Annotated in this window: 17 protein-coding genes; 7 read left to right on the forward strand and 10 right to left on the reverse strand. The window is 60.6% G+C overall.

Features of this window, described 5'->3' with window-relative positions:
- Positions 1 to 2: 2 nt before the first annotated feature.
- From GOX53_RS01425 to GOX53_RS01450, 6 genes are all read right to left on the reverse strand, one after another.
- Positions 3 to 416: a hypothetical protein gene (locus GOX53_RS01425; protein WP_171173196.1), complete on the reverse strand. Its 414-nt coding sequence runs from the start codon at positions 414 to 416 to the stop codon at positions 3 to 5.
- A 38-nt stretch (positions 417 to 454) separates the two neighbouring features.
- Positions 455 to 1,819, reverse strand: coding sequence for an FMN-binding glutamate synthase family protein (locus GOX53_RS01430; RefSeq protein WP_171173197.1), 1,365 nt, complete (start codon positions 1,817 to 1,819; stop codon positions 455 to 457).
- Between the two features lie 43 nt (positions 1,820 to 1,862).
- Positions 1,863 to 2,732, reverse strand: a complete 870-nt coding sequence (locus tag GOX53_RS01435) for a GXGXG motif-containing protein (RefSeq protein ID WP_171173198.1) — start codon at positions 2,730 to 2,732, stop codon at positions 1,863 to 1,865.
- Positions 2,720 to 3,655 (reverse strand): glutamine amidotransferase, encoded by a 936-nt coding sequence (locus tag GOX53_RS01440; RefSeq protein ID WP_171173199.1) that lies wholly within the window; start codon positions 3,653 to 3,655, stop codon positions 2,720 to 2,722. Before GOX53_RS01440 ends, GOX53_RS01435 begins: the two co-directional genes overlap by 13 nt.
- A gap of 103 nt (positions 3,656 to 3,758) precedes the next feature.
- Positions 3,759 to 5,237 (reverse strand): glutamine synthetase family protein, encoded by a 1,479-nt coding sequence (locus tag GOX53_RS01445; RefSeq protein WP_171173200.1) that lies wholly within the window; start codon positions 5,235 to 5,237, stop codon positions 3,759 to 3,761.
- A gap of 78 nt (positions 5,238 to 5,315) precedes the next feature.
- On the reverse strand, positions 5,316 to 6,659 hold the full coding sequence (locus GOX53_RS01450) for an FAD-binding oxidoreductase (protein WP_171173201.1): 1,344 nt from the start codon (positions 6,657 to 6,659) through the stop codon (positions 5,316 to 5,318).
- A 156-nt stretch (positions 6,660 to 6,815) separates the two neighbouring features.
- Between GOX53_RS01450 and GOX53_RS01455 the strand changes: the two genes are divergently transcribed.
- Positions 6,816 to 7,496 carry a FadR/GntR family transcriptional regulator gene (locus GOX53_RS01455; RefSeq protein ID WP_171173202.1) on the forward strand — a complete coding sequence of 227 codons (681 nt, stop codon included), beginning with the start codon at positions 6,816 to 6,818 and terminating at the stop codon, positions 7,494 to 7,496.
- A 15-nt stretch (positions 7,497 to 7,511) separates the two neighbouring features.
- Complete coding sequence (locus tag GOX53_RS01460; RefSeq protein ID WP_171173203.1) at positions 7,512 to 8,276, forward strand: TIGR01458 family HAD-type hydrolase; 765 nt, start codon at positions 7,512 to 7,514, stop codon at positions 8,274 to 8,276.
- Between the two features lie 6 nt (positions 8,277 to 8,282).
- Here the strand turns inward: GOX53_RS01460 and GOX53_RS01465 are convergent, their stop codons facing one another.
- Both GOX53_RS01465 and GOX53_RS01470 read right to left on the reverse strand, forming a co-directional pair.
- Entirely contained in the window at positions 8,283 to 9,005 is a 723-nt protein-coding gene (locus tag GOX53_RS01465; protein ID WP_371810234.1) for a type 1 glutamine amidotransferase, read from the reverse strand.
- Positions 9,006 to 9,116: 111 nt separating this feature from the next.
- Positions 9,117 to 9,818, reverse strand: a complete 702-nt coding sequence (locus GOX53_RS01470; protein ID WP_171173205.1) for a winged helix-turn-helix domain-containing protein — start codon at positions 9,816 to 9,818, stop codon at positions 9,117 to 9,119.
- Positions 9,819 to 9,991: 173 nt separating this feature from the next.
- Between GOX53_RS01470 and GOX53_RS01475 the strand changes: the two genes are divergently transcribed.
- Positions 9,992 to 11,734 (forward strand): type I secretion system permease/ATPase, encoded by a 1,743-nt coding sequence (locus tag GOX53_RS01475; RefSeq protein WP_171173206.1) that lies wholly within the window; start codon positions 9,992 to 9,994, stop codon positions 11,732 to 11,734.
- Complete coding sequence (locus GOX53_RS01480) at positions 11,731 to 13,047, forward strand: HlyD family type I secretion periplasmic adaptor subunit (protein WP_171173207.1); 1,317 nt, start codon at positions 11,731 to 11,733, stop codon at positions 13,045 to 13,047. Before GOX53_RS01475 ends, GOX53_RS01480 begins: the two co-directional genes overlap by 4 nt.
- Here the strand turns inward: GOX53_RS01480 and GOX53_RS01485 are convergent, their stop codons facing one another.
- A complete protein-coding gene (locus tag GOX53_RS01485) occupies positions 13,048 to 13,497 on the reverse strand; it encodes an Lrp/AsnC family transcriptional regulator (protein WP_171173208.1) in 450 nt (149 codons plus the stop codon).
- A 116-nt stretch (positions 13,498 to 13,613) separates the two neighbouring features.
- Here GOX53_RS01485 and GOX53_RS01490 point away from each other — a divergent pair, with 116 nt between their 5' ends.
- The 3 genes from GOX53_RS01490 to GOX53_RS01500 are packed head-to-tail and all read left to right on the forward strand — an operon-like array spanning position 13,614 to position 16,749.
- Positions 13,614 to 14,762: an amidohydrolase gene (locus tag GOX53_RS01490; protein ID WP_171173209.1), complete on the forward strand. Its 1,149-nt coding sequence runs from the start codon at positions 13,614 to 13,616 to the stop codon at positions 14,760 to 14,762.
- Between the two features lie 3 nt (positions 14,763 to 14,765).
- Entirely contained in the window at positions 14,766 to 15,959 is a 1,194-nt protein-coding gene (locus tag GOX53_RS01495; protein WP_171173210.1) for a diaminopropionate ammonia-lyase, read from the forward strand.
- Complete coding sequence (locus GOX53_RS01500; RefSeq protein ID WP_171173211.1) at positions 15,952 to 16,749, forward strand: aspartate/glutamate racemase family protein; 798 nt, start codon at positions 15,952 to 15,954, stop codon at positions 16,747 to 16,749. Before GOX53_RS01495 ends, GOX53_RS01500 begins: the two co-directional genes overlap by 8 nt.
- Before the next feature lie 6 nt (positions 16,750 to 16,755).
- Here the strand turns inward: GOX53_RS01500 and GOX53_RS01505 are convergent, their stop codons facing one another.
- A complete protein-coding gene (locus GOX53_RS01505; protein WP_171173212.1) occupies positions 16,756 to 17,442 on the reverse strand; it encodes a GntR family transcriptional regulator in 687 nt (228 codons plus the stop codon).
- Positions 17,443 to 17,488: the final 46 nt, after the last annotated feature.

The following is a 17,488-nucleotide window of genomic DNA, read 5'->3' on the forward strand; positions in this document are numbered from 1 at the left end:
GTTCAGAACTTCATATAAGCTTTTCTCAACATGACCAGCGGGTGGCGGTCCGACATCTGGAACTTGATCAACAACTCGCGCGCGATCATGTCCCGGTCCTGCTGATTGTCGGGTAGTTCGATACTGTCGGGGATGCGCACCCAGCCGTTGATGTTGCGGTCGAACACGGCAGGTTTGCCTTCTTCGTACCCCATGTGGATGTCCTCCAACCAGTTCAAATCGTCCCAACCCATCACTTCCATGTATTGCTTCAGGAAGGGGGTCAGGCGCCCGTAGTCGGGGACCAAGTTCACGTCATAGCGATAGCCGATATGCTGGCCGATCTCTTTTTCGCGTTCGGTTTCAAGCCCTTCGGCGTCATTCAGGAACTGATCGACATCCTTGATTTCGGAACCGCGATATTGTGTTCCAGCCATGTCTTACTCCTTTCAGGTGATGGGAGCGGGTGCGTCCATCACAGGTGGTGATAGTCTTCAACGCCGACTGTGTGATTGGTGCCAGCCAGAGGCACACCGGCCATTGCACTGGCCTCCATTGTCAGCGCCGCCAGATCCTCGGGTTCGAGGCTGTGCAGATGCGTCTTGCCACAGGCGCGGGCAAAAAGCTGCGCCTCGATGGTCAGCGTATGGAGGAAGTTGTAGACGCGCTCGGCGGCCTCATCCGGGTCCAGTCGCTGACGCAGCACCGGGTCCTGGGTCGCCACGCCGACCGGGCAGCGGCCTGTGTGGCAGTGGTAGCAATAGCCGGGCTCGGCACCGATTTCTTCGGGATAGTTGGCTTCGGGGATGTCCTTGTTGCAGTTGAGTGCCATCATCGCCGAATGGCCAATGGCTATGGCGTCTGCGCCAAGTGCGATGGCCTTGGCCACGTCGGCGCCGTTGCGAATGCCGCCCGCGTAGATCAGCGTGATCTCGCCGCGCTTGCCCAGATCGTCGATTGCTTTGCGCGCCTGCCGGATCGCCGCGATGCCGGGCACGCCGGTATCTTCGGTGGCCAGATGCGGACCGGCCCCGGTGCCGCCCTCCATGCCGTCGATATAGATCGAATCCGGGTCGCATTTCACCGCCATGCGCACGTCGTCATAGACGCGGCTGGCCCCCAGTTTCAGCTGGATCGGGATCATGCCACCGGTCGCCTCACGAATTTCGAGGATCTTCAGCGCCAGATCGTCCGGGCCCAGCCAATCCGGGTGACGGGCGGGCGAGCGCTGGTCGATACCTGCGGGCAGCGAGCGCATCTCAGCCACCTGATCAGTCACTTTCTGGCCCATCAGGTGCCCACCGAGGCCAACCTTGCAGCCCTGACCGATGAAAAACTCACAGCCATCGGCCAGAACCAGATGGTTTGGGTTGAAGCCATAGCGCGATTGAATGCACTGGTAGAACCATTTCGAGCTATAGCGGCGTTCATCCGGGATCATCCCGCCTTCGCCGGAGCATGTCGCAGTGCCAGCCATGGTCGCCCCACGCGCCAGCGCCGTCTTGGCTTCGTAGGACAGCGCGCCAAAGCTCATCCCGGTGATGTAGACCGGAATATCCAGCTCCAGCGGGCGGCCAGCGCGCGGGCCGATCACCGTCCTGGTCTCGCACTTCTCGCGATAGCCTTCGATAACGAACCGGGTCAGCGTTCCAGGAAGGAAGGTCAGGTCATCCCAGTGTGGGATCTTCTTGAACAGGGAAAAGCCGCGCATCCGATAGCGTCCAAGCTCGGACTTGATGTGGATGTCGTCCATCACACGCGGCGGGAATATGAAACTGTCTCCGATGCGGTTTACGTCTCGGGCCAGTGCGGGTTTTTGTGTCGGGCTTCCGTCAGGCATTTTGCACGTCCTTTCAATCCGGTAACGGGTGGCTAGGCCATCCTCACAGGATCAATTTCTTTTCGTTGGGCTCGAGATTGTCATAGTTCCACAGCTGCTTGCCGGCGACGATCTTGGTGAAGTGATCCACGCCCTTATCGGGCATCAGGCCGTATTGCGTCAGCTTGCGGGTCAGCCAGGCCTTGTCGAGATCGGTCAGTTCGGCCTCGACCGCGTCAACGCCGCAGGACTGGATGTCGCCGCCGACATAGATCGTGCCGTCATACATCGAGTCGCCCAGATTCTTGCCGGCATTGCCGCACACGACCATGCGGCCGCGCTGCATCATGAACCCGGACAGCGCGCCCGTGTCTCCGCCGACAAGAATTGTGCCGCCCTTCATGTCGATGCCGGTGCGTGAGCCCACGGACCCACGGCACACCAGATCGCCGCCGCGAATGGCGGCACCAAAGGTGGAGCCTGCGTTCTTTTCGACCACAACCGTTCCGGCCATCATGTTCTCACCGCAGGACCAGCCGACGCGTCCGGTGATCCGCACGTTCGGCCCGTCGATCAGACCGGTGGAGAAGTAACCGGTCGATCCGTCGATGATCAGGTTCAGCTTGGACAGGATCCCCACACCCAGCGAATGCATTCCGCGTGGGTTCTGCAGCACAATGGTGCCGTAGCCCTCGGCCATCAACGCCCGGATCTGGTTGTTTACCTCGGTCGTGGTCTTGCCGTCGCAATCGACCTCGGTACGCTTGTTGAAGTCGACCGATGGCGCCCAAGGGTATTCGAACCGCTCGGTCGCGTCCGGGTCGAACTCGATATACATCGACTTGCCCGTCAGCTGTTCGGTGGTCATGCCAAGGGCCTTGACCCGTTCCTCCTGGGTCATTTCCTTGAGTTCGGCGTCGGTTACGCTTGCCATACGCGGACCTCCTCATCATAGGGGTCATAAGTGTCGATTTCCTGCGGAAGGATTGCCCGGATCGCCACCTCTTCCGAGGCCATGGCGATCAGGTTGTCGCTTTCGTAGAGAACCAGGGGTTTTGCGGCCATCGTGTCCTTGGCCATGCCCAACTGGTCCTTGGTGGCGACCAGATAGGTGAACACACCGTCGATTTCGTCGATGGAGCGGCGCAGGCTGTCTTCGAGGGCCACTCCGTTGGCGAGGTTGTGCGCGGTGTAGACCGCCAGCAGTTCGCTGTCGCAGTTCGACATGAACCGGTGGCCCTTGCGCTCCATTTCGCGGCGCATGATCCAGTAATTGGTGATCTGGCCGTTGTGCACCACGCTGATGTCGTTGTAAGGGAACGCCCAGTAGGGATGGGCGGACCGGATATCCACATCCGATTCCGTCGCCATGCGGGTGTGGCCGATCCCGTGCGTGCCCTGGAAATCGTTGAGGCCGTAAAGCCCTGCAACGTCCGACGCATCGCCCAGATCCTTGATCAGCTCCAGACCATTGCCCATCGACAGGATCTCGACGCCCTCGGTCTCTTCGATGTGATTGGCCATTCGGGCGGTGTCGCCGTCATGGGACAGGATGTAGCGCAAGGAATACTCGGTGGGCGCCTCCTTGGCCTTCACCGATGCGCCATGTTCGCCGAGGATCGCCTCGACTGCCGCGATCCGGTCTTCGATGATCCCGTGAATCCGGCTTCCGCTGCCCATGTCTTCGGCCTCGGCCACCTTGAGGCGCATGATGTAATCGCCCTCCGAACCCTCGCCATAAACCGCGTAGCCGGTCGAATCCGGTCCGCGATGCTTGAGCGCCTGCAGCATGGCGGTCATCTCGCCGCCGACATTCGAGCTTGCGCCCCTGTGTATCAGTCCTGCAATTCCGCACATTGCGGTGTGCCTCCTTTGGTTGAAACGGATGGCGGGCAGGGCCGCGACCACCGTGCAGATCCGGAGTGAGGCGGGCCGTCACCTGCCCGCCGCGTCCTGCCGCTTAGGGCAGGCACTCCATGTAGGTTTCGTTGTCCCACTCGGTCACCGTGGACATGAAGCGGGCGAACTCGTCACGCTTGTATTCTTCGAAAAGCCGGTACATCTCGCCCGGCATGCCGCGCTTGACGACGTCACTGGCGGCCAGATGGTCGAGCGCTTCGCCCAGACTCATGGGCAGTTTCTTGACCTTCTTGCCCTGGGCCATCGCGTCATAGATGTTGCGTTCCTCGGGCTCGCCCGGATCGAGGTTGTTTTCCAACCCGTCATCCATCGCGGCCAGCAAGGTCGAGCCCATCAGGTACGGGTTCACCATCGAGTCCACCGACCGGTATTCGAACCGTCCCGGTGCCGAGACCCGCAGGCCGGTCGTGCGATTCTGGAAACCCCAGTCGCTGAAAACCGGCGCCCAGAACCCCGTATCCCAAAGACGGCGATAGGAGTTCACAGTGGAACAGCCGATCGCGGTCAGCGCTTGCAGATGGGTAACCACGCCGCCGATGGCCTTCAGCCCTTCCTTGCCGGGCATTTGCGGGTCGTCCGTGTCAGGCATGAACGTGTTCTCACCGCCCTTCACGTACATGTAATTCTCGCGCATCCCGGGCAAGTTGTCAGGGTCGTTGCCGGTTCGAACAAATTCATCTTCGCCGCCATGCCACAAGCTCATGTTGTGGTGGCACCCCGAGGCGGAGACGCCCATGAAGGGTTTGGTCATGAAGCAGGCGAAAATCCCATGCTCGCGCGCCACTTGCGCGCAGATCTGGCGATAGGTGGTCAGCCGGTCCGCATTGCGCAGCACGTCGTCGAACATCCAGTTCAACTCAAGCTGGCCTGGCGCATCTTCGTGATCGCCTTGGATCATGTCGAGACCCATCTTCCGGGAATAGCGGATAACCTGCATGGAGACGGGCCGCAGGCTTTCGAACTGGTCGATATGATAGCAATAGGGTTTGGAAAACCCGTCGCGCGGCTTGCCGTTCTCGTCGAACTTGAGCCACATCATCTCGGGCTCGGTCCCGATCCGCAGCTTGGTGCCGTGCTTCTTGGTGAACTCTTCGTGCAGGCGGCGCAGGTTGCCGCGGCAGTCCGAGGTCAGATAGCCGCCGGGGTCGATCTTTTCCTCGCGGTTGCGGAACAGCGTGCAGAAAAAGCGCCCGATGGTAGGGGCCCAAGGCAGCTGCATGAAAGTCTCAGGCTCGGGGATGCCGACAAGCTCGGCTGCCTCGGGGCCGTAGCCCAGGTAGTTTCCGGCCCGGTCCGTGAACAGATTCACGGTGGCGCCGTAAACCAACTGAAATCCTTTCTTGGCAACGGATTCCCAGTGATCGGAGGGGATGCCTTTTCCCATGATCTTGCCGGTGACCGATACGAACTGAAGATACAGGTATTCGATCCCCATCTCGTCGATCATGGCGCGAACCTGTTTGATCTTTTCGTTGCGCCCGGGTGTCTCCACAAATCGCTCTAGATCCGTCTCGGCCATTCATCTTCTCCCTTGCTGGTCACATTCAGGCGTTTTGTGCGCCTTTTTTGTCTTGCGGGGCAGGTATCTCGGTGCCTGTCAACTCCATGGATAGGGGCTGTTGGACACCGGGTGCAGTTCGCCCTTTTCGAACCTGTCAAAACGGAAGGGTTCCAACAGCTTCTGGGGTTCGCCCAGTACTTCGTCTGCAATTAGATGCCCCACGCCGATCATCTTCCATCCGTGGTTCGAGTCGGCGATGACCGTTGCGTTGTCGTGGAATCGGTCGAACACCGGGAAGCTGTCCGCAGTAAAACACCCGATGCCGCCGCTGGCCTCGCGATGGTATTTGGGCATCGTGCCCTCATATCTTTTCTGGCAATGCGCCAGGGCCGAGACCCACATATGGGCGAACTCGTCCGAGGCCACGAATTCCGGGCTGGACGGGCCGTAGGGGTCAATCTGCACCTCATTGACTGGCGTATCCACCTTGTAGGGCGATGCGCCGCCCTGAATCCCGCCAAAATGCCAGTCGGGCTTGTAGTAGATCCCCCACATCTCGTCGGTGATCAGAGACCCGTCAACGGTTGAGTGCAGTGGTGCGTCCGTATCGACGTGGATCACTGGCGGCAGCGAGCCGTCATCGGCCTTGCCCAGCTCGGGATCAATCTGCAGCACACCTTCTTCCAGCTGCCAGTACCGCCACATGTCCACGCCCTCGTGCACATCGCCGTTCAGATCCTTGACGGTGATCTGCCCGGGCAGCCCCAGCATGTCCCAGAAGTCGCGGACCCAGGGCCCCGCACCGATAATCAACTGCTCGCAACCGATACGGCCCTTGTCCGTTTGGACAGCGCTGATCGCGCTTGAACCGTTCTCGCTGATCAGTTCCTTGACCGTCACGCCTGTCAGGATCCGCACGCCCAGCTTCTCAACCTTGTCGGCCATCGCGTACATGGTTTTGGTCTGGTTCGAGAAGCCGCCGCGTTTTTCGTGCAGGACGCTGGTGATGTTTTGGGCCTGCCAGTCCCCGAATATGCCGCGCATGTATTTGGTCGATGCATTCTGGCCTTCGATGAACACGCTTTCATAGCCGATCTCGCGCTGTTCGCTGAAGATTTGGGCGATATCTTCACGCATGGCCTCGCAACTGATTTGCATGTAGCCGACCGGGTGATAGGAAAGACCCTCAGGGTCGCTTTCCCAGACATCGACCGAATGAGCCATCAAACGACGCATAGCAGGTTGGAAATAGTTGTTGCGCACCACGCCACAAGCAATACCCGACGCGCCAGCCGCAATCCCGCTTTTGTCCAGGATCGCGATGCGGCCTTCGACCGCTTCACCGCGCTCTTCAAGACGCTCTGCAAGTTTCCATGCCGTTGAGATGCCGTGTATACCGGCTCCGATGATCAGAAAATCAACGTGTTGTGGGAATGCCATGTGGGGTTCACCATTGTGCAAGGCCGTGGATGATCTGTTGGATCAAAATCATGCAGGGACAGAACCAAAAATCAACCTATTTCTGAACCAATTGATCAATATCTTGCATCAATTTTATATTTGGTTTAGTTTTGGATCATCTGACGGGAGTGGGAAATGACTGGCAGAAAACTGGGTTCCGCTGATATCGCTGCGTTGCTGCGTCGTGAAATTTCCAAGGGAACTTTCAGGTTACACGACAGATTGCCGGCGTCACGGCAAATGGCGGACGAGTATGGCGTGGCCCGAAATACCCTGCGTGAGGCGTTGGCCCAGCTTGAGGTGGAAGGGTACGTAAACACACGGGCCGGCAGCGGTACCTACATCACATTTCGGGAAAAAGAGACCAATGTTGCACCACTTGAGGACACAAATCCGCTGGAACTGATCGACGCGCGATTCGCGCTCGAGCCGCATATTTGCCGTCTATGCGTGCTGCATGGCAGCCGTCAGGACTTCGATCTGTTGGAGGGCCTGTGCGACCGCATGGAGGAGGCTGTGGACGATCCCGTGGCCTTTGCCGAAGCCGATACGGCGTTTCACAAGGCGCTTGCCGCGACGACCCGCAATACGCTGTTGATCTGGATTATCGACCAGATCAACACGGTGCGTTCCCTGGACGAGTGGACCAGGATGCGCCACCTGACATTGGATGGTGCCATCATCAAGAAGTACAATGCGCAGCACAGGCAGGTGCTAAACGCGATCCGCCTGAGGGAGCCTGAGCGCGCGGCAAACCTGATGAAGGAACATCTGGAGACGGCCCGCTTGTCGCTGACACGGGCGGCCGAGACCTGACGGGATGTGAGCGAGATGGCGATACGCGGCGTTTTGGTGGATATCGCCGGGGTCCTCACGGATCAGGGCAAGGCGATCCATGGCGCGGTGTCTGCCATTGAAGAGCTTCGGCGCGCGGGCATACCCATGCGCCTAGTCACCAACACCACCAGCCGCCCACGCCAACGGCTTCTGGACGAGTTGTCCCAACTTGGTTTCGAGTTCGACGAGACGGAGTTGTTTACCCCGGCGGGCGCGGCAGTCGCGTATCTTTCGCGGCATGAGCTGAGCCCACATTTGCTGATCCATCCTGATCTGGACGAAGATTTTGCGGGTTGTGTGGAGGGTCGGAACCCCGCGGTCGTTGTCGGTGACGCCGGAGAATTCTTCACCTATGACCGTCTGAATGCAGCGTTTCGTGAGATTTGTGCTGGTGCGCCGCTGTTGGCCTTGGCAATGAACCGGACATTCCGCGACAGGAACGGGGAACTGAGCATTGACGCGGGGGCGTTTGTGCACGCGTTGGAATATGCAAGCGGCAGCAAACCGGTGGTTCTTGGTAAACCTGCTCTGCAGTTCTTTGAACTGGCTGCGCGCAGCATGGGCTGCGTGCTGTCGGACTGCGCCATGATCGGGGATGACGCCGAGGCCGACATTGCCGGGGCTCTCAAGGCCGGGATCACCGCCGCGCATCTGGTGCGGACCGGAAAATACCGGCAGGGCGACGAGACCCGGTTCAAACCGGTTCCAACGGCTGTTGTTGCTGATGTCATCGAAGCGGTGGAGCGAATACTTGGTTAAGCGGTCTCAGGCCTGAGCGGCGCATTGCAGCCAGTTTATATAGATCCGTTCTGCCATGCTGCGGAACCGGTCAAGCTGGTCGCTCACGTCGTTGTCTAACCGGGACACGGCATCCTCACCCATCGCTTTTTCAAGGGCGGCGCTATATTCGGGGATTGCGGCCCAGTTTGTCACCGTTTCCGGCTCTGTTTCGACGTGAAACTGAACCGAGTATGCGCGTGTTCCCCATTTCACCGCCTGAACCGCACAAGCCGGAGACGTCGCCAGACATTGCGCACCGGCAGGCATCTGAGTGACTTCGGCAGAGTGCCATTGCAGGCAGGGAAACAGCTCGGGCAATCCATCAAAGAAGACGCCGGTAGCGCCCGCCTCCGTCAGCTGCACATCCATTACGCCGATTTCGGGGGTGCCAGAGGCGCCGACTTTGCCTCCAAGCGCTTCGGCCAGCAACTGATGACCCAAGCACAGGCCCAGAAACGGCAGTCCACGGCCTTCGACAGCATCCCGGATGTATGCTTTTTCGTCAGCCAGCCAGGGATGCGCATCTTCCTGCCAAACATCCATCGGGCCGCCCATTACCCATAGCGCGTCATACCCGCCCAGCGGAGGCAGGGCTTCGCCTTTGTCCAATTCCACCGCGTCCCAAGTATGTCCATCCTCAGCGAGGAATTCACGGAAGATGCCGGGATGTTCCACCTCGGCATGTTGAAGGACAAGAATGTTCAACACGTCTCTCCCTGTTCTTTAGGTGTGTTTATGCCGTTTTGGTTGATCCAATATGCATCCAATCGGAAAAATTGGTAGGGCAAATCGGGGTCCCGGGCAAGTTTTGGCCAGAAACTAAGACTGGGTTGAGGTGACCAAGCGATGGCCCTTGCTGGCTTCGGACACAATCCACTTGGGATTGGCTTGGTCCAGTTCCAGCTTCTGTCGCAAGTGTTCGACAACCAGGTTGATCCTACGATCATTGGCCTGGCCTGGGGTTCGCCCCATCAACGCGGCCATCTTTGCCGGACTCAGCGTCTGGTTCGGATGGTCAACTAATATCGACAGCACTTTAAGCTCTTGCGCTGTCAGGCTTGAAACCTGTTCGGCTGAAACTAGCCTGCTTCCAATGCGGTCAAAGTGCCAGCTACCAATTGTGTTCATGCCGCCGCCGCTTGGCGTCTCGGAACCGCCACCGGAAATCTGATACAAAAGCGCCTGTACGCGGGTCGGCAAGTCGTCCTTTTCAATGGCCTCGGTATCTTGATCGCCTCCGACGCAAAGTTTCGCGACCTCATCTGGACGGTCTTTGCGCATGGTCATCAAAAAAGTGCCGGTGTCACCACCCTCTTGCCCGGGCTGGTCCGCGACCACGTTGTTTCTCCAGCCAGAATCCATTTCCACAATGATCGATGCGGCGGATTCCGAACCAATGATGTCCTCCCGATGTTTCGACCCTTCGGCTTCACGAACCTGAAACCCCTTTTCACGTATGCAAGTGGCCAGACGTGACAGAGCCACAACGTCATCGCTGTCTATCAGGATTTGGAAGGTCATTCGAAAAACCTACATAGCTTTGCAAACCCGAACAAGCGGCTTGCCGTTGGTCAAGGATGCTCTAATCCGCGTACGACCGGGCCAGACGCGCCGAATTCCGCCGCCCCGCGCTGGACGTCCGGAATTGCAGCCTGCATAAACCTTGTGTTGAATGAGCAGCCGGATCACGACGAATGAGAAAACCCGCCGCGCAAGATCTGAAACCCCGGCACGAATTGCAGGCCGCGCGCAATCGTGGTGTTGGATATCTGGGTCTGGCGTTTCTGTTCAGCATCTTCGTGAACCTGCTGATGCTGACCGGCCCGCTTTTCATGTTGCAGGTCTATGACCGGGTGCTGGGCTCGCGCTCCGAAGAGACGCTGGCCGCGTTGTCGATACTTGTGGCCTTGCTTTACGGGCTGATGGGGATACTGGACTATGCCCGCGGCCGGATCGTTGCGCGCTTTGGCGCCCGGTTTCAGTCGCAACTGGATGAGAGGGTGTTTGATGCCACCTTGCGGCAGGCCTTGCATCCGGCGGCACGTTCGGCACCGGCCATGGCGCTTCAGGACTTGCAGTCGATTCAGACACTATGCGCCTCACCGGTTCTGTTGGCGGTGATGGATATTCCATGGACCCCGCTGTTTCTGGCCGGAATCTTTATCTTTCACCCCATGCTCGGCTGGTTGGCGACTGCCGGGGGCGTCATTCTGGTCGTGGTGGCGCTCACCAATCAGGCGTTGACCCGCAAGAAGGTTGAGCAGGCGCAGAAGTCGGCGGCAAAGGCCGGAGCGTTCTCGGAACAGGCGCGTCAGGCGTCCGAGGTCATCCGCGCCCAGGGCATGGGCGGCGACGTCTCGGCCCGTTGGCTGAGGCAACGGCAGGCCGCTTTGGTGCAGAGTATCTCGGCCAGCGACTGGACCGGCAGCTTTACCGCGATGACAAAATCGCTGCGGCTGTTCCTGCAATCGGCGATGTTGGCCGTGGGGGCTTATTACGTGCTGCGCAACGAGATGACCGCGGGGGCCATGATCGCGGGTTCGATCCTGTTGGGTCGCGCATTGGCGCCCATCGAGCAATCCATCGGACAATGGCCGATGATCCAGCGCGCCCGCGGCGCCTGGACGTCGCTGAACCGCTTTCTCGATGCGATCCCGCCCGAAGAGGCACGGACTGCGCTGCCGGTTCCCAAGGCCGCGTTTGAGGCCAAGGGTCTGACGGTCGTCCCGCCGGGCGCAAAAGGGCCAACGCTGCGCAATGTCAGCTTTCGCATGGCCCCGGGCGAGGCCATTGGCGTGATCGGCAAGAGCGGATCTGGCAAAACCACGCTCGCCAAGGCGCTGCTGGGACTCTGGCCTCCGGCGGCCGGGGAGATCCGTCTGGACGGAGCTACGCTGGACCAATACGGGAGCGACGATCTGGGCCGCCACATCGGGTACCTGCCGCAGCAGGTGACCCTGTTCAACGGAACGGTGGCCGAGAACATCGCGCGCTTGTCTCTGCAGCCCGACCCCGAGGCGGTAATTGCAGCGGCCAAAAAGGCCAATGCGCATGAGTTGATCCTTGGATTGCAGGATGGCTATGACACCGTGCTTGAGGGGAATGAAAGCCAGCTCTCAGGCGGGCAGAAGCAGCGGGTCGCTTTGGCCCGGGCGCTTTATGGCGATCCGGTGCTGCTGATTCTGGACGAGCCCAACTCGGCGCTGGATGCCGAAGGCAGCGAGGCGTTGAATGCCGCGGTGCGAGAGTTCAAGACGCAAGGTAAATCGGTGCTGATCATGACCCACAGGCCCACTGCGATCTCGGAATGCGATCAGTTGATGGTGATTGAAAAGGGTCAGGTCGCCAAATTCGGCCCCCGTGAAGAAGTGCTGAGCGCCATGGTGCAGAATGCAAGCGCGATCCGCCGCAGCATCGGAACGGCAGGTGGCACATGACCGGGCAGACACCAGATTCCAACCGCGCTGCGTGGCGCATCACGATTCCGGCCCTTGTCGGCCTTTTGGCGTTGGGTATTCTGATCGGCGGGCTGGGCTTTTGGAGCGTGCGCACCCGGTTGGCGGGGGCAATCATCTCATCCGGCGTGATCGAAGTGCAGAGCAACCGGCAGGTGGTGCAGCACCCCGAAGGCGGTGTCGTCGGCGAGATCTATGTGCGGGACGGTGACACGGTCGAAGCAGGTGAGTTGTTGGTGCGCCTCGACGACACATTTATTGCGTCAGAACTGGCGATCGTCGAGGGGCAGTTGAACGAGTTGCTCGCGCGCAAGGTGCGGCTTGAGGCCGAGCGCGACGGGGCTGAAGAACTGACGCCGACCGAAGAACTGGCCGACATGATGCGCGAAAGCGCGGAGGTAGCGGCGCTGTTCGAAGGCCAAAACCGTTTGTTCATCGCCCGTAACGACACGTTGGCCCGCGAGACCGAGCAATTGCGCGAACAGATCGCCCAGACCGGCAGCCAGATCGACGGAACCGAGGCTCAGTTGCAGGCGTTGCGCGAGCAGGCGATGCTGATCGCTGAGGAACTGACGGACCAGCAATCGCTGCTGGAAAAGGGGCTGGCTCAGGCAAGCCGCGTGACCGCATTGCAGCGCGAAGAGGCTGGGCTCAAGGGCGATATCGGGCGGCTTGAGGCCGACACGGCCCGTCTGAAAGGGCAGATTGCAGCCACCGAGATTGAGATCCTGCGTCTCGGTAGCGCGCGGCGTGAAGAGGCGATCACTACCCTGCGCGACCTGCAATTCCGCGAGATCGAACTGGCCGAGCGTCGCCTGACCCTGCGCGAGCGCCTGATGCGCCTCGACATACGTGCCCCGGTGACCGGCGTGATCTACGGCAGCCAGATCTTTGCCCTGCAATCAGTCGTCGAGCCGGCGCAGCCGATGATGTATGTCGTGCCCCGCGACACACCGCTACTGATCGCGGCGCGTGTCGAGGCGATCCATGTGGATCAACTCTATGTCGGCCAGCCCGCGACCCTGCGATTCCCGGCCTTTGACCAACGCGAGACGCCTGAGATTGCCGGGCAGGTGATCAATATCTCGGCGGACGTCTTTACCGACGATGCCACCGGGATCAGTTTCTACCGGGCCGAGCTTTTGCCTGGCGAGGATCAGGTGGCCCGATTGGGCGATCAGGTCCTTCTGCCCGGCATGCCGGTCGAGGCTCTTATCAAGACCGACGAACGCACACCGCTTTCCTACCTGACCAAACCGCTGACCGACTATTTCACCAAGGCGTTCCGCGGATGATCACAGCGTATCCAGCGATACCTTGACCCGGTCCATGACGATCGAGGTCTTAAAGCGGCTGATATTGGATTCGTCAAAGAAATAGGCCTGCGTGAAGGCCTCGTATTCCTGAATGTCCCGCATGGACAGGATCAGAATGAAATCCGCCTCGCCGGTAGTGTAGTAGCATTGCTGCACTGCCGGGGCGTCCCGCATCTTGCGCTTGAAGGCGTCCAGATGGGCCCGGCTTTCCCGTTCCAGAATGACCTCGACGATCACGGTCATCTCGCGCCCCAGCTTGGCGGGAGACAGAACCGCGATCTCACGCTCGATCACCCCGCTTTCACGCAGGCGCTTCAGCCGCTTCTGAACCGCAGGCGCCGATAACCCGACATCCTGACTGATCGCTTCGGCGGTCAGACGCGCATCGGTCTGAACCAGGCGGAGTATGGCGAGATCCTTGTCATCCATGATCTGAAAAAAATCGGGAATTCGGCAAATCGCAACAGATTTCGTATTCAAGGAGTGAAAAACGACGCCAACCCTCTTGTCCGGCTGTTTATGCTCAAGGGAATGGAGGGCAACCTATGACAGGCTTTCATGCGCGTTTGACGAGCGTCAGGCAGCATCTGCACCAGCATCCGGAACTGGGGCTTCAGGAGGACCGGACCCGCGCCTATGTCGCCGGGTATTTGAAGGATCTGGGGCTTGAGGTGCACGAGGGCGTGGGTGTCGTCGGTATCCTGCGCGCCGGGTCTGGCAATCGCGCCATCGGGCTGCGCGCCGACATGGATGCGCTTCCGATCACCGAGCAAAGCCGCCACGACTACGTGTCGCGGAACGAGGGCGTCATGCACGCCTGCGGCCATGACGGGCATATGGCGATGCTGCTGGGGGCCGCGGAACTGTTGGTTGATGACCCGGGCTTTGACGGCACAGTGGTTTTCCTGTTCCAGCCCGATGAAGAACATGGGTCCGGTGCCAAGGCGATGATCGCGGAAGGGGTGTTGGAGCGGTTTCCGGTCGAAGAGGTCTACGCGATCCACAACCTGCCCGGCGCGCCGGTTGGGCAGGTTTCTACCCGCAAGGGGCTGATTTGCAGCAGCGAGAGCCTGTTCGAGATTTCCATTCAGGGGCAGGGGGGCCATGCCTCGATGCCGCAGGTCGGCGTGGACGCCATCACCGTAGGGGCCGAGATGGTGCACGCGCTGCAAACTATCGTCTCCCGCAAGCTGGCACCCGGCTCGGGCGCAGTGGTCTCGGTGACCGAGTTCGTGACCGACGGTCAGCGCAACGTGCTGCCGGGGCAGGCGGTGCTCAAAGGCGATGTGCGGGCGCGGTCGCCGGAGGACCGCGAAGCCATTGCTGGGTTCATGCGGCAGATCGCCCAAGGGGTTGCCACGGCGCATGACGTAACGGTGGAAGTGGAATTCAACACCGGCTTTGTTGAAACTCTCAATGCGAAAGGGCCGACCGAGGCAGTGGCGCGGGTGGCTCGCGGCATGGGGTTTGAAACTTTGGCGGATCGTAACCCGATGAGCTTTTCCGAAGATTTCGCGCAGTTCACAGTGGCGGTTCCTGGCTGTTTTCTGTTGTTGGGCAATGGCGAGGAGGGGCCGAATGGCCAGCCCCTGCACTCGAACGATTATGACTTTAATGATGCGCTGCTGTCGATTGGCGCGCATTTTTGGGTGGAACTGGTCCGTGACCGGCTGCCCACAACCCAGAAAGACTGACCCATGATAAACGCTTTCAAGTCGGCCCGGCTGGGCCACGTGGCTGCAACGCGCGCGACGGGCGATGCCGCTTTCCGCGTGCTGTCGGAAGAGGGCTTTTCTCGCGCGTGGGACGAAATCACCGCGTGGGAGGGCTATACCCCGACGCCGCTTGTGTCCCTTTCCGCGCTGGCGCAGGAGATCGGGGTGGGAGCTATCCATTACAAACACGAAGGGCCGCGCTTTGGGCTGGGCAGCTTCAAGGCGCTTGGCGGCGCATATGCCGCGCTGCGGGTGTTGCAGCGGGAACTGGCCCAGAAGATCAGCGAGGATGTGACCTTGGCGGATATCCGGGCGGGCAGGTACCGTAACGTCTGCGCGGCGATCACGCTGGTCTCGGCAACAGACGGCAACCATGGGCGCTCGCTCGCCTGGGGCTGTCAGCGATTCGGCGCGCCTTGCCGGATCTACATTCATGCCGAGGTCAGCGAAGGTCGTGCGGCGGCGATGCATGGGCTTGGCGCCGAGGTGATCCGTATCGACGGCGACTACGACGCCTCGGTGGCGCTGGCCCGCGATGAGGCCGATGCTAACGGTTGGTTTGTGGTCTCTGACACCTCGTGGCCCGGCTATTCCGAGCCGCCGCGCGATGTGATGGCGGGCTATGGTGTGATGACGCGCGAGGCCTGCGAGGCGTTGCGAGAGGCGCCCACCCACGTATTGCTGCAGGGCGGTGTTGGTGGCCTTGCCGCCTCGGTCGCGGCGCTGCTGCGGCAGTATTGGGGCGAAAAGGCTCCCCGCGTTATCGTTGTCGAGCCCGAACTGGCCGCCTGCCTTTTCGAAAGCGCGCGGGCGGGTGCGCCAAAAGCGGTGCAGATCGAGCAAGAAACGGTGATGGCTGGCCTGTCCTGCGGTGAGCCGTCCGGGATGGCGTGGGAAATATTGGCCGAAGAGACCTCGGATTTCGTGACCATCCCGGATGATACTGTGGCCCCAGCGATGCGGCTGCTTGCGCGCGCCCATTTTGGCGATCCGGTTGTAGAGGCAGGCGAAAGTGGCGTGGCGGGCTTGGCCGCTTTGATCGCCGCACGACAGAACGGGGCGCTGTCACGGGCGCTTGGGCTGGATGCTGGGTCACGGGTTTTGTTGATCGGCTCTGAGGGGGTCACAGACCCTAAGATTTTCAAGGAGATCATAGCAGAGACCGCCGATGCATGAGCAACCGAAGCTAAGCCGTTCACCCATCATCTCGCGCGCGCGGACGCCCGAGATGGATGGTGGCAGGCATCACCGGGCCAGCCTGGGCTTCATCCTGATGTCCACCGATCTGGCGTTCGAAGATGACGCGTTTGCAATGGTGCCCAAGGGCGTAGGCGTGCACATCACCCGGCTCAAGACTGAGGATTACACGACCACCGAAACACTCAGGCGCCATCTCGATCACATGGCCGAGGCCGCGTCCCGGCTGCAGCCCGATGCGCGGCCAGACGTGATCAGTTACAGCTGCACCAGCGGATCCATCGTGAACGGTGAGGAGCGGGTTTTTGCGGAAATCCGCAAGGGTGCGCCCTGGGCGCAGCCGATGTGTTTGGTGACCGGCGTGGTGGATGCGTTGCGCGCGGTTGGGGCCAAACGGATCGTGGTGGGCACGCCGTATCTGGACGAAATCAACACCGCTGAGGCCGATTTTCTGGCGCAAAAAGGGTTCGATGTTCTGGACATTCAGGGCCTGAACCTGACCACTGGTCTGGAATTCGGGCGCGTCACGCCCGCCTATTGGAAACAATTCGCGCTTGAGATCGACCGGCCCGGGGCCGGCGCCATCTTTCTGTCCTGCAGCGGTATCCGCGCGTTGGATGTGGTTGAAGAAATCGAGCGGGCTGCAGGCAAACCGGTGATCACCAGCAATCAGGCGCAAGTCTGGAGTTGCCTGCGCCGCGCGGGCATTGCGGACCGGATCGAGGGTTTTGGGCAGCTTTTTTCGATCCCTAACTTGACCGGCGGATAGGCGGACCTACTCGGTCTGCGTCTCTTCGGCCAGCAGGCGCTCGGCCACGGTGGTGGCATCGTCGAGGTGGCGGTTCACGGCTGTACGCGCGGCCTCGGGGTCGCCCGAGGTGATGGCCTTGCAGATCGCCTTCATGTGGTCCGGGCCCGGTTGATCGCGGTCCGGCGAGGACAGAGTCATCATCCGCAATCGGCTGATCCGCCCGTTCAGCCGCTGCACGATTTCCCAGGCGACGGCGTGGCCTGCACCCTCGAACATCGTGCCATAAAACCCGGCGGTGGCCTTGAAGAGGGCGCCGGGGTTCTTGCGGGTGAAACCCCGCATTAGTTCGCCCAAAGCCTTTTGCAGACGTTTGGCCAGGTCCGGCGTCATTCGTTCGGCACAGGTCATTGCTGCCGAGGTCTCGAGCATCCGGCGGACGTCATAGATCTGCCGCGCGTCGTCCCAGTTCATCCGCGCCACGATGGGGCCATGGCCCGGCAGGATTTCGACCAGCCCTTCGGCTTCGAGATAGCGGATGGTCTCGCGGATGACGGTGCGGCTGACGCCGAGCTGCTCGCAAAGGGGGCGCTCCACCAGCCGCTCACCGGGTTTGAAATGCCCCTCGATGATCGCTTCGCGCATCCGGTCCTGCACTAGATCGCGCAAGGTCGCAGGGGGTTGTTCGATTTTTGTCAGCGGCGGTGTGGTCATGATCCCGGGGATATCAGTGCACCCGCGTTCGGGCAAGTCGGGATTG

The organism is Ruegeria sp. HKCCD8929, assembly GCF_013031405.1.
Taxonomy (GTDB): domain Bacteria; phylum Pseudomonadota; class Alphaproteobacteria; order Rhodobacterales; family Rhodobacteraceae; genus Ruegeria.

What these genes read in the sequence shown, in the direction of transcription:
- GOX53_RS01425 (WP_171173196.1), bottom strand. Translation starts at nt 416, where the DNA reads ATGGCTGGAACACAATATCGCGGTTCCGAAATCAAGGATGTCGATCAG.
- GOX53_RS01430 (WP_171173197.1), bottom strand. Translation starts at nt 1,819, where the DNA reads ATGCCTGACGGAAGCCCGACACAAAAACCCGCACTGGCCCGAGACGTA.
- GOX53_RS01435 (WP_171173198.1), bottom strand. Translation starts at nt 2,732, where the DNA reads ATGGCAAGCGTAACCGACGCCGAACTCAAGGAAATGACCCAGGAGGAA.
- GOX53_RS01440 (WP_171173199.1), bottom strand. Translation starts at nt 3,655, where the DNA reads ATGTGCGGAATTGCAGGACTGATACACAGGGGCGCAAGCTCGAATGTC.
- GOX53_RS01445 (WP_171173200.1), bottom strand. Translation starts at nt 5,237, where the DNA reads ATGGCCGAGACGGATCTAGAGCGATTTGTGGAGACACCCGGGCGCAAC.
- GOX53_RS01450 (WP_171173201.1), bottom strand. Translation starts at nt 6,659, where the DNA reads ATGGCATTCCCACAACACGTTGATTTTCTGATCATCGGAGCCGGTATA.
- GOX53_RS01455 (WP_171173202.1), top strand. Translation starts at nt 6,816, where the DNA reads ATGACTGGCAGAAAACTGGGTTCCGCTGATATCGCTGCGTTGCTGCGT.
- GOX53_RS01460 (WP_171173203.1), top strand. Translation starts at nt 7,512, where the DNA reads ATGGCGATACGCGGCGTTTTGGTGGATATCGCCGGGGTCCTCACGGAT.
- GOX53_RS01470 (WP_171173205.1), bottom strand. Translation starts at nt 9,818, where the DNA reads ATGACCTTCCAAATCCTGATAGACAGCGATGACGTTGTGGCTCTGTCA.
- GOX53_RS01475 (WP_171173206.1), top strand. Translation starts at nt 9,992, where the DNA reads ATGAGAAAACCCGCCGCGCAAGATCTGAAACCCCGGCACGAATTGCAG.
- GOX53_RS01480 (WP_171173207.1), top strand. Translation starts at nt 11,731, where the DNA reads ATGACCGGGCAGACACCAGATTCCAACCGCGCTGCGTGGCGCATCACG.
- GOX53_RS01485 (WP_171173208.1), bottom strand. Translation starts at nt 13,497, where the DNA reads ATGGATGACAAGGATCTCGCCATACTCCGCCTGGTTCAGACCGATGCG.
- GOX53_RS01490 (WP_171173209.1), top strand. Translation starts at nt 13,614, where the DNA reads ATGACAGGCTTTCATGCGCGTTTGACGAGCGTCAGGCAGCATCTGCAC.
- GOX53_RS01495 (WP_171173210.1), top strand. Translation starts at nt 14,766, where the DNA reads ATGATAAACGCTTTCAAGTCGGCCCGGCTGGGCCACGTGGCTGCAACG.
- GOX53_RS01500 (WP_171173211.1), top strand. Translation starts at nt 15,952, where the DNA reads ATGCATGAGCAACCGAAGCTAAGCCGTTCACCCATCATCTCGCGCGCG.
- GOX53_RS01505 (WP_171173212.1), bottom strand. Translation starts at nt 17,442, where the DNA reads ATGACCACACCGCCGCTGACAAAAATCGAACAACCCCCTGCGACCTTG.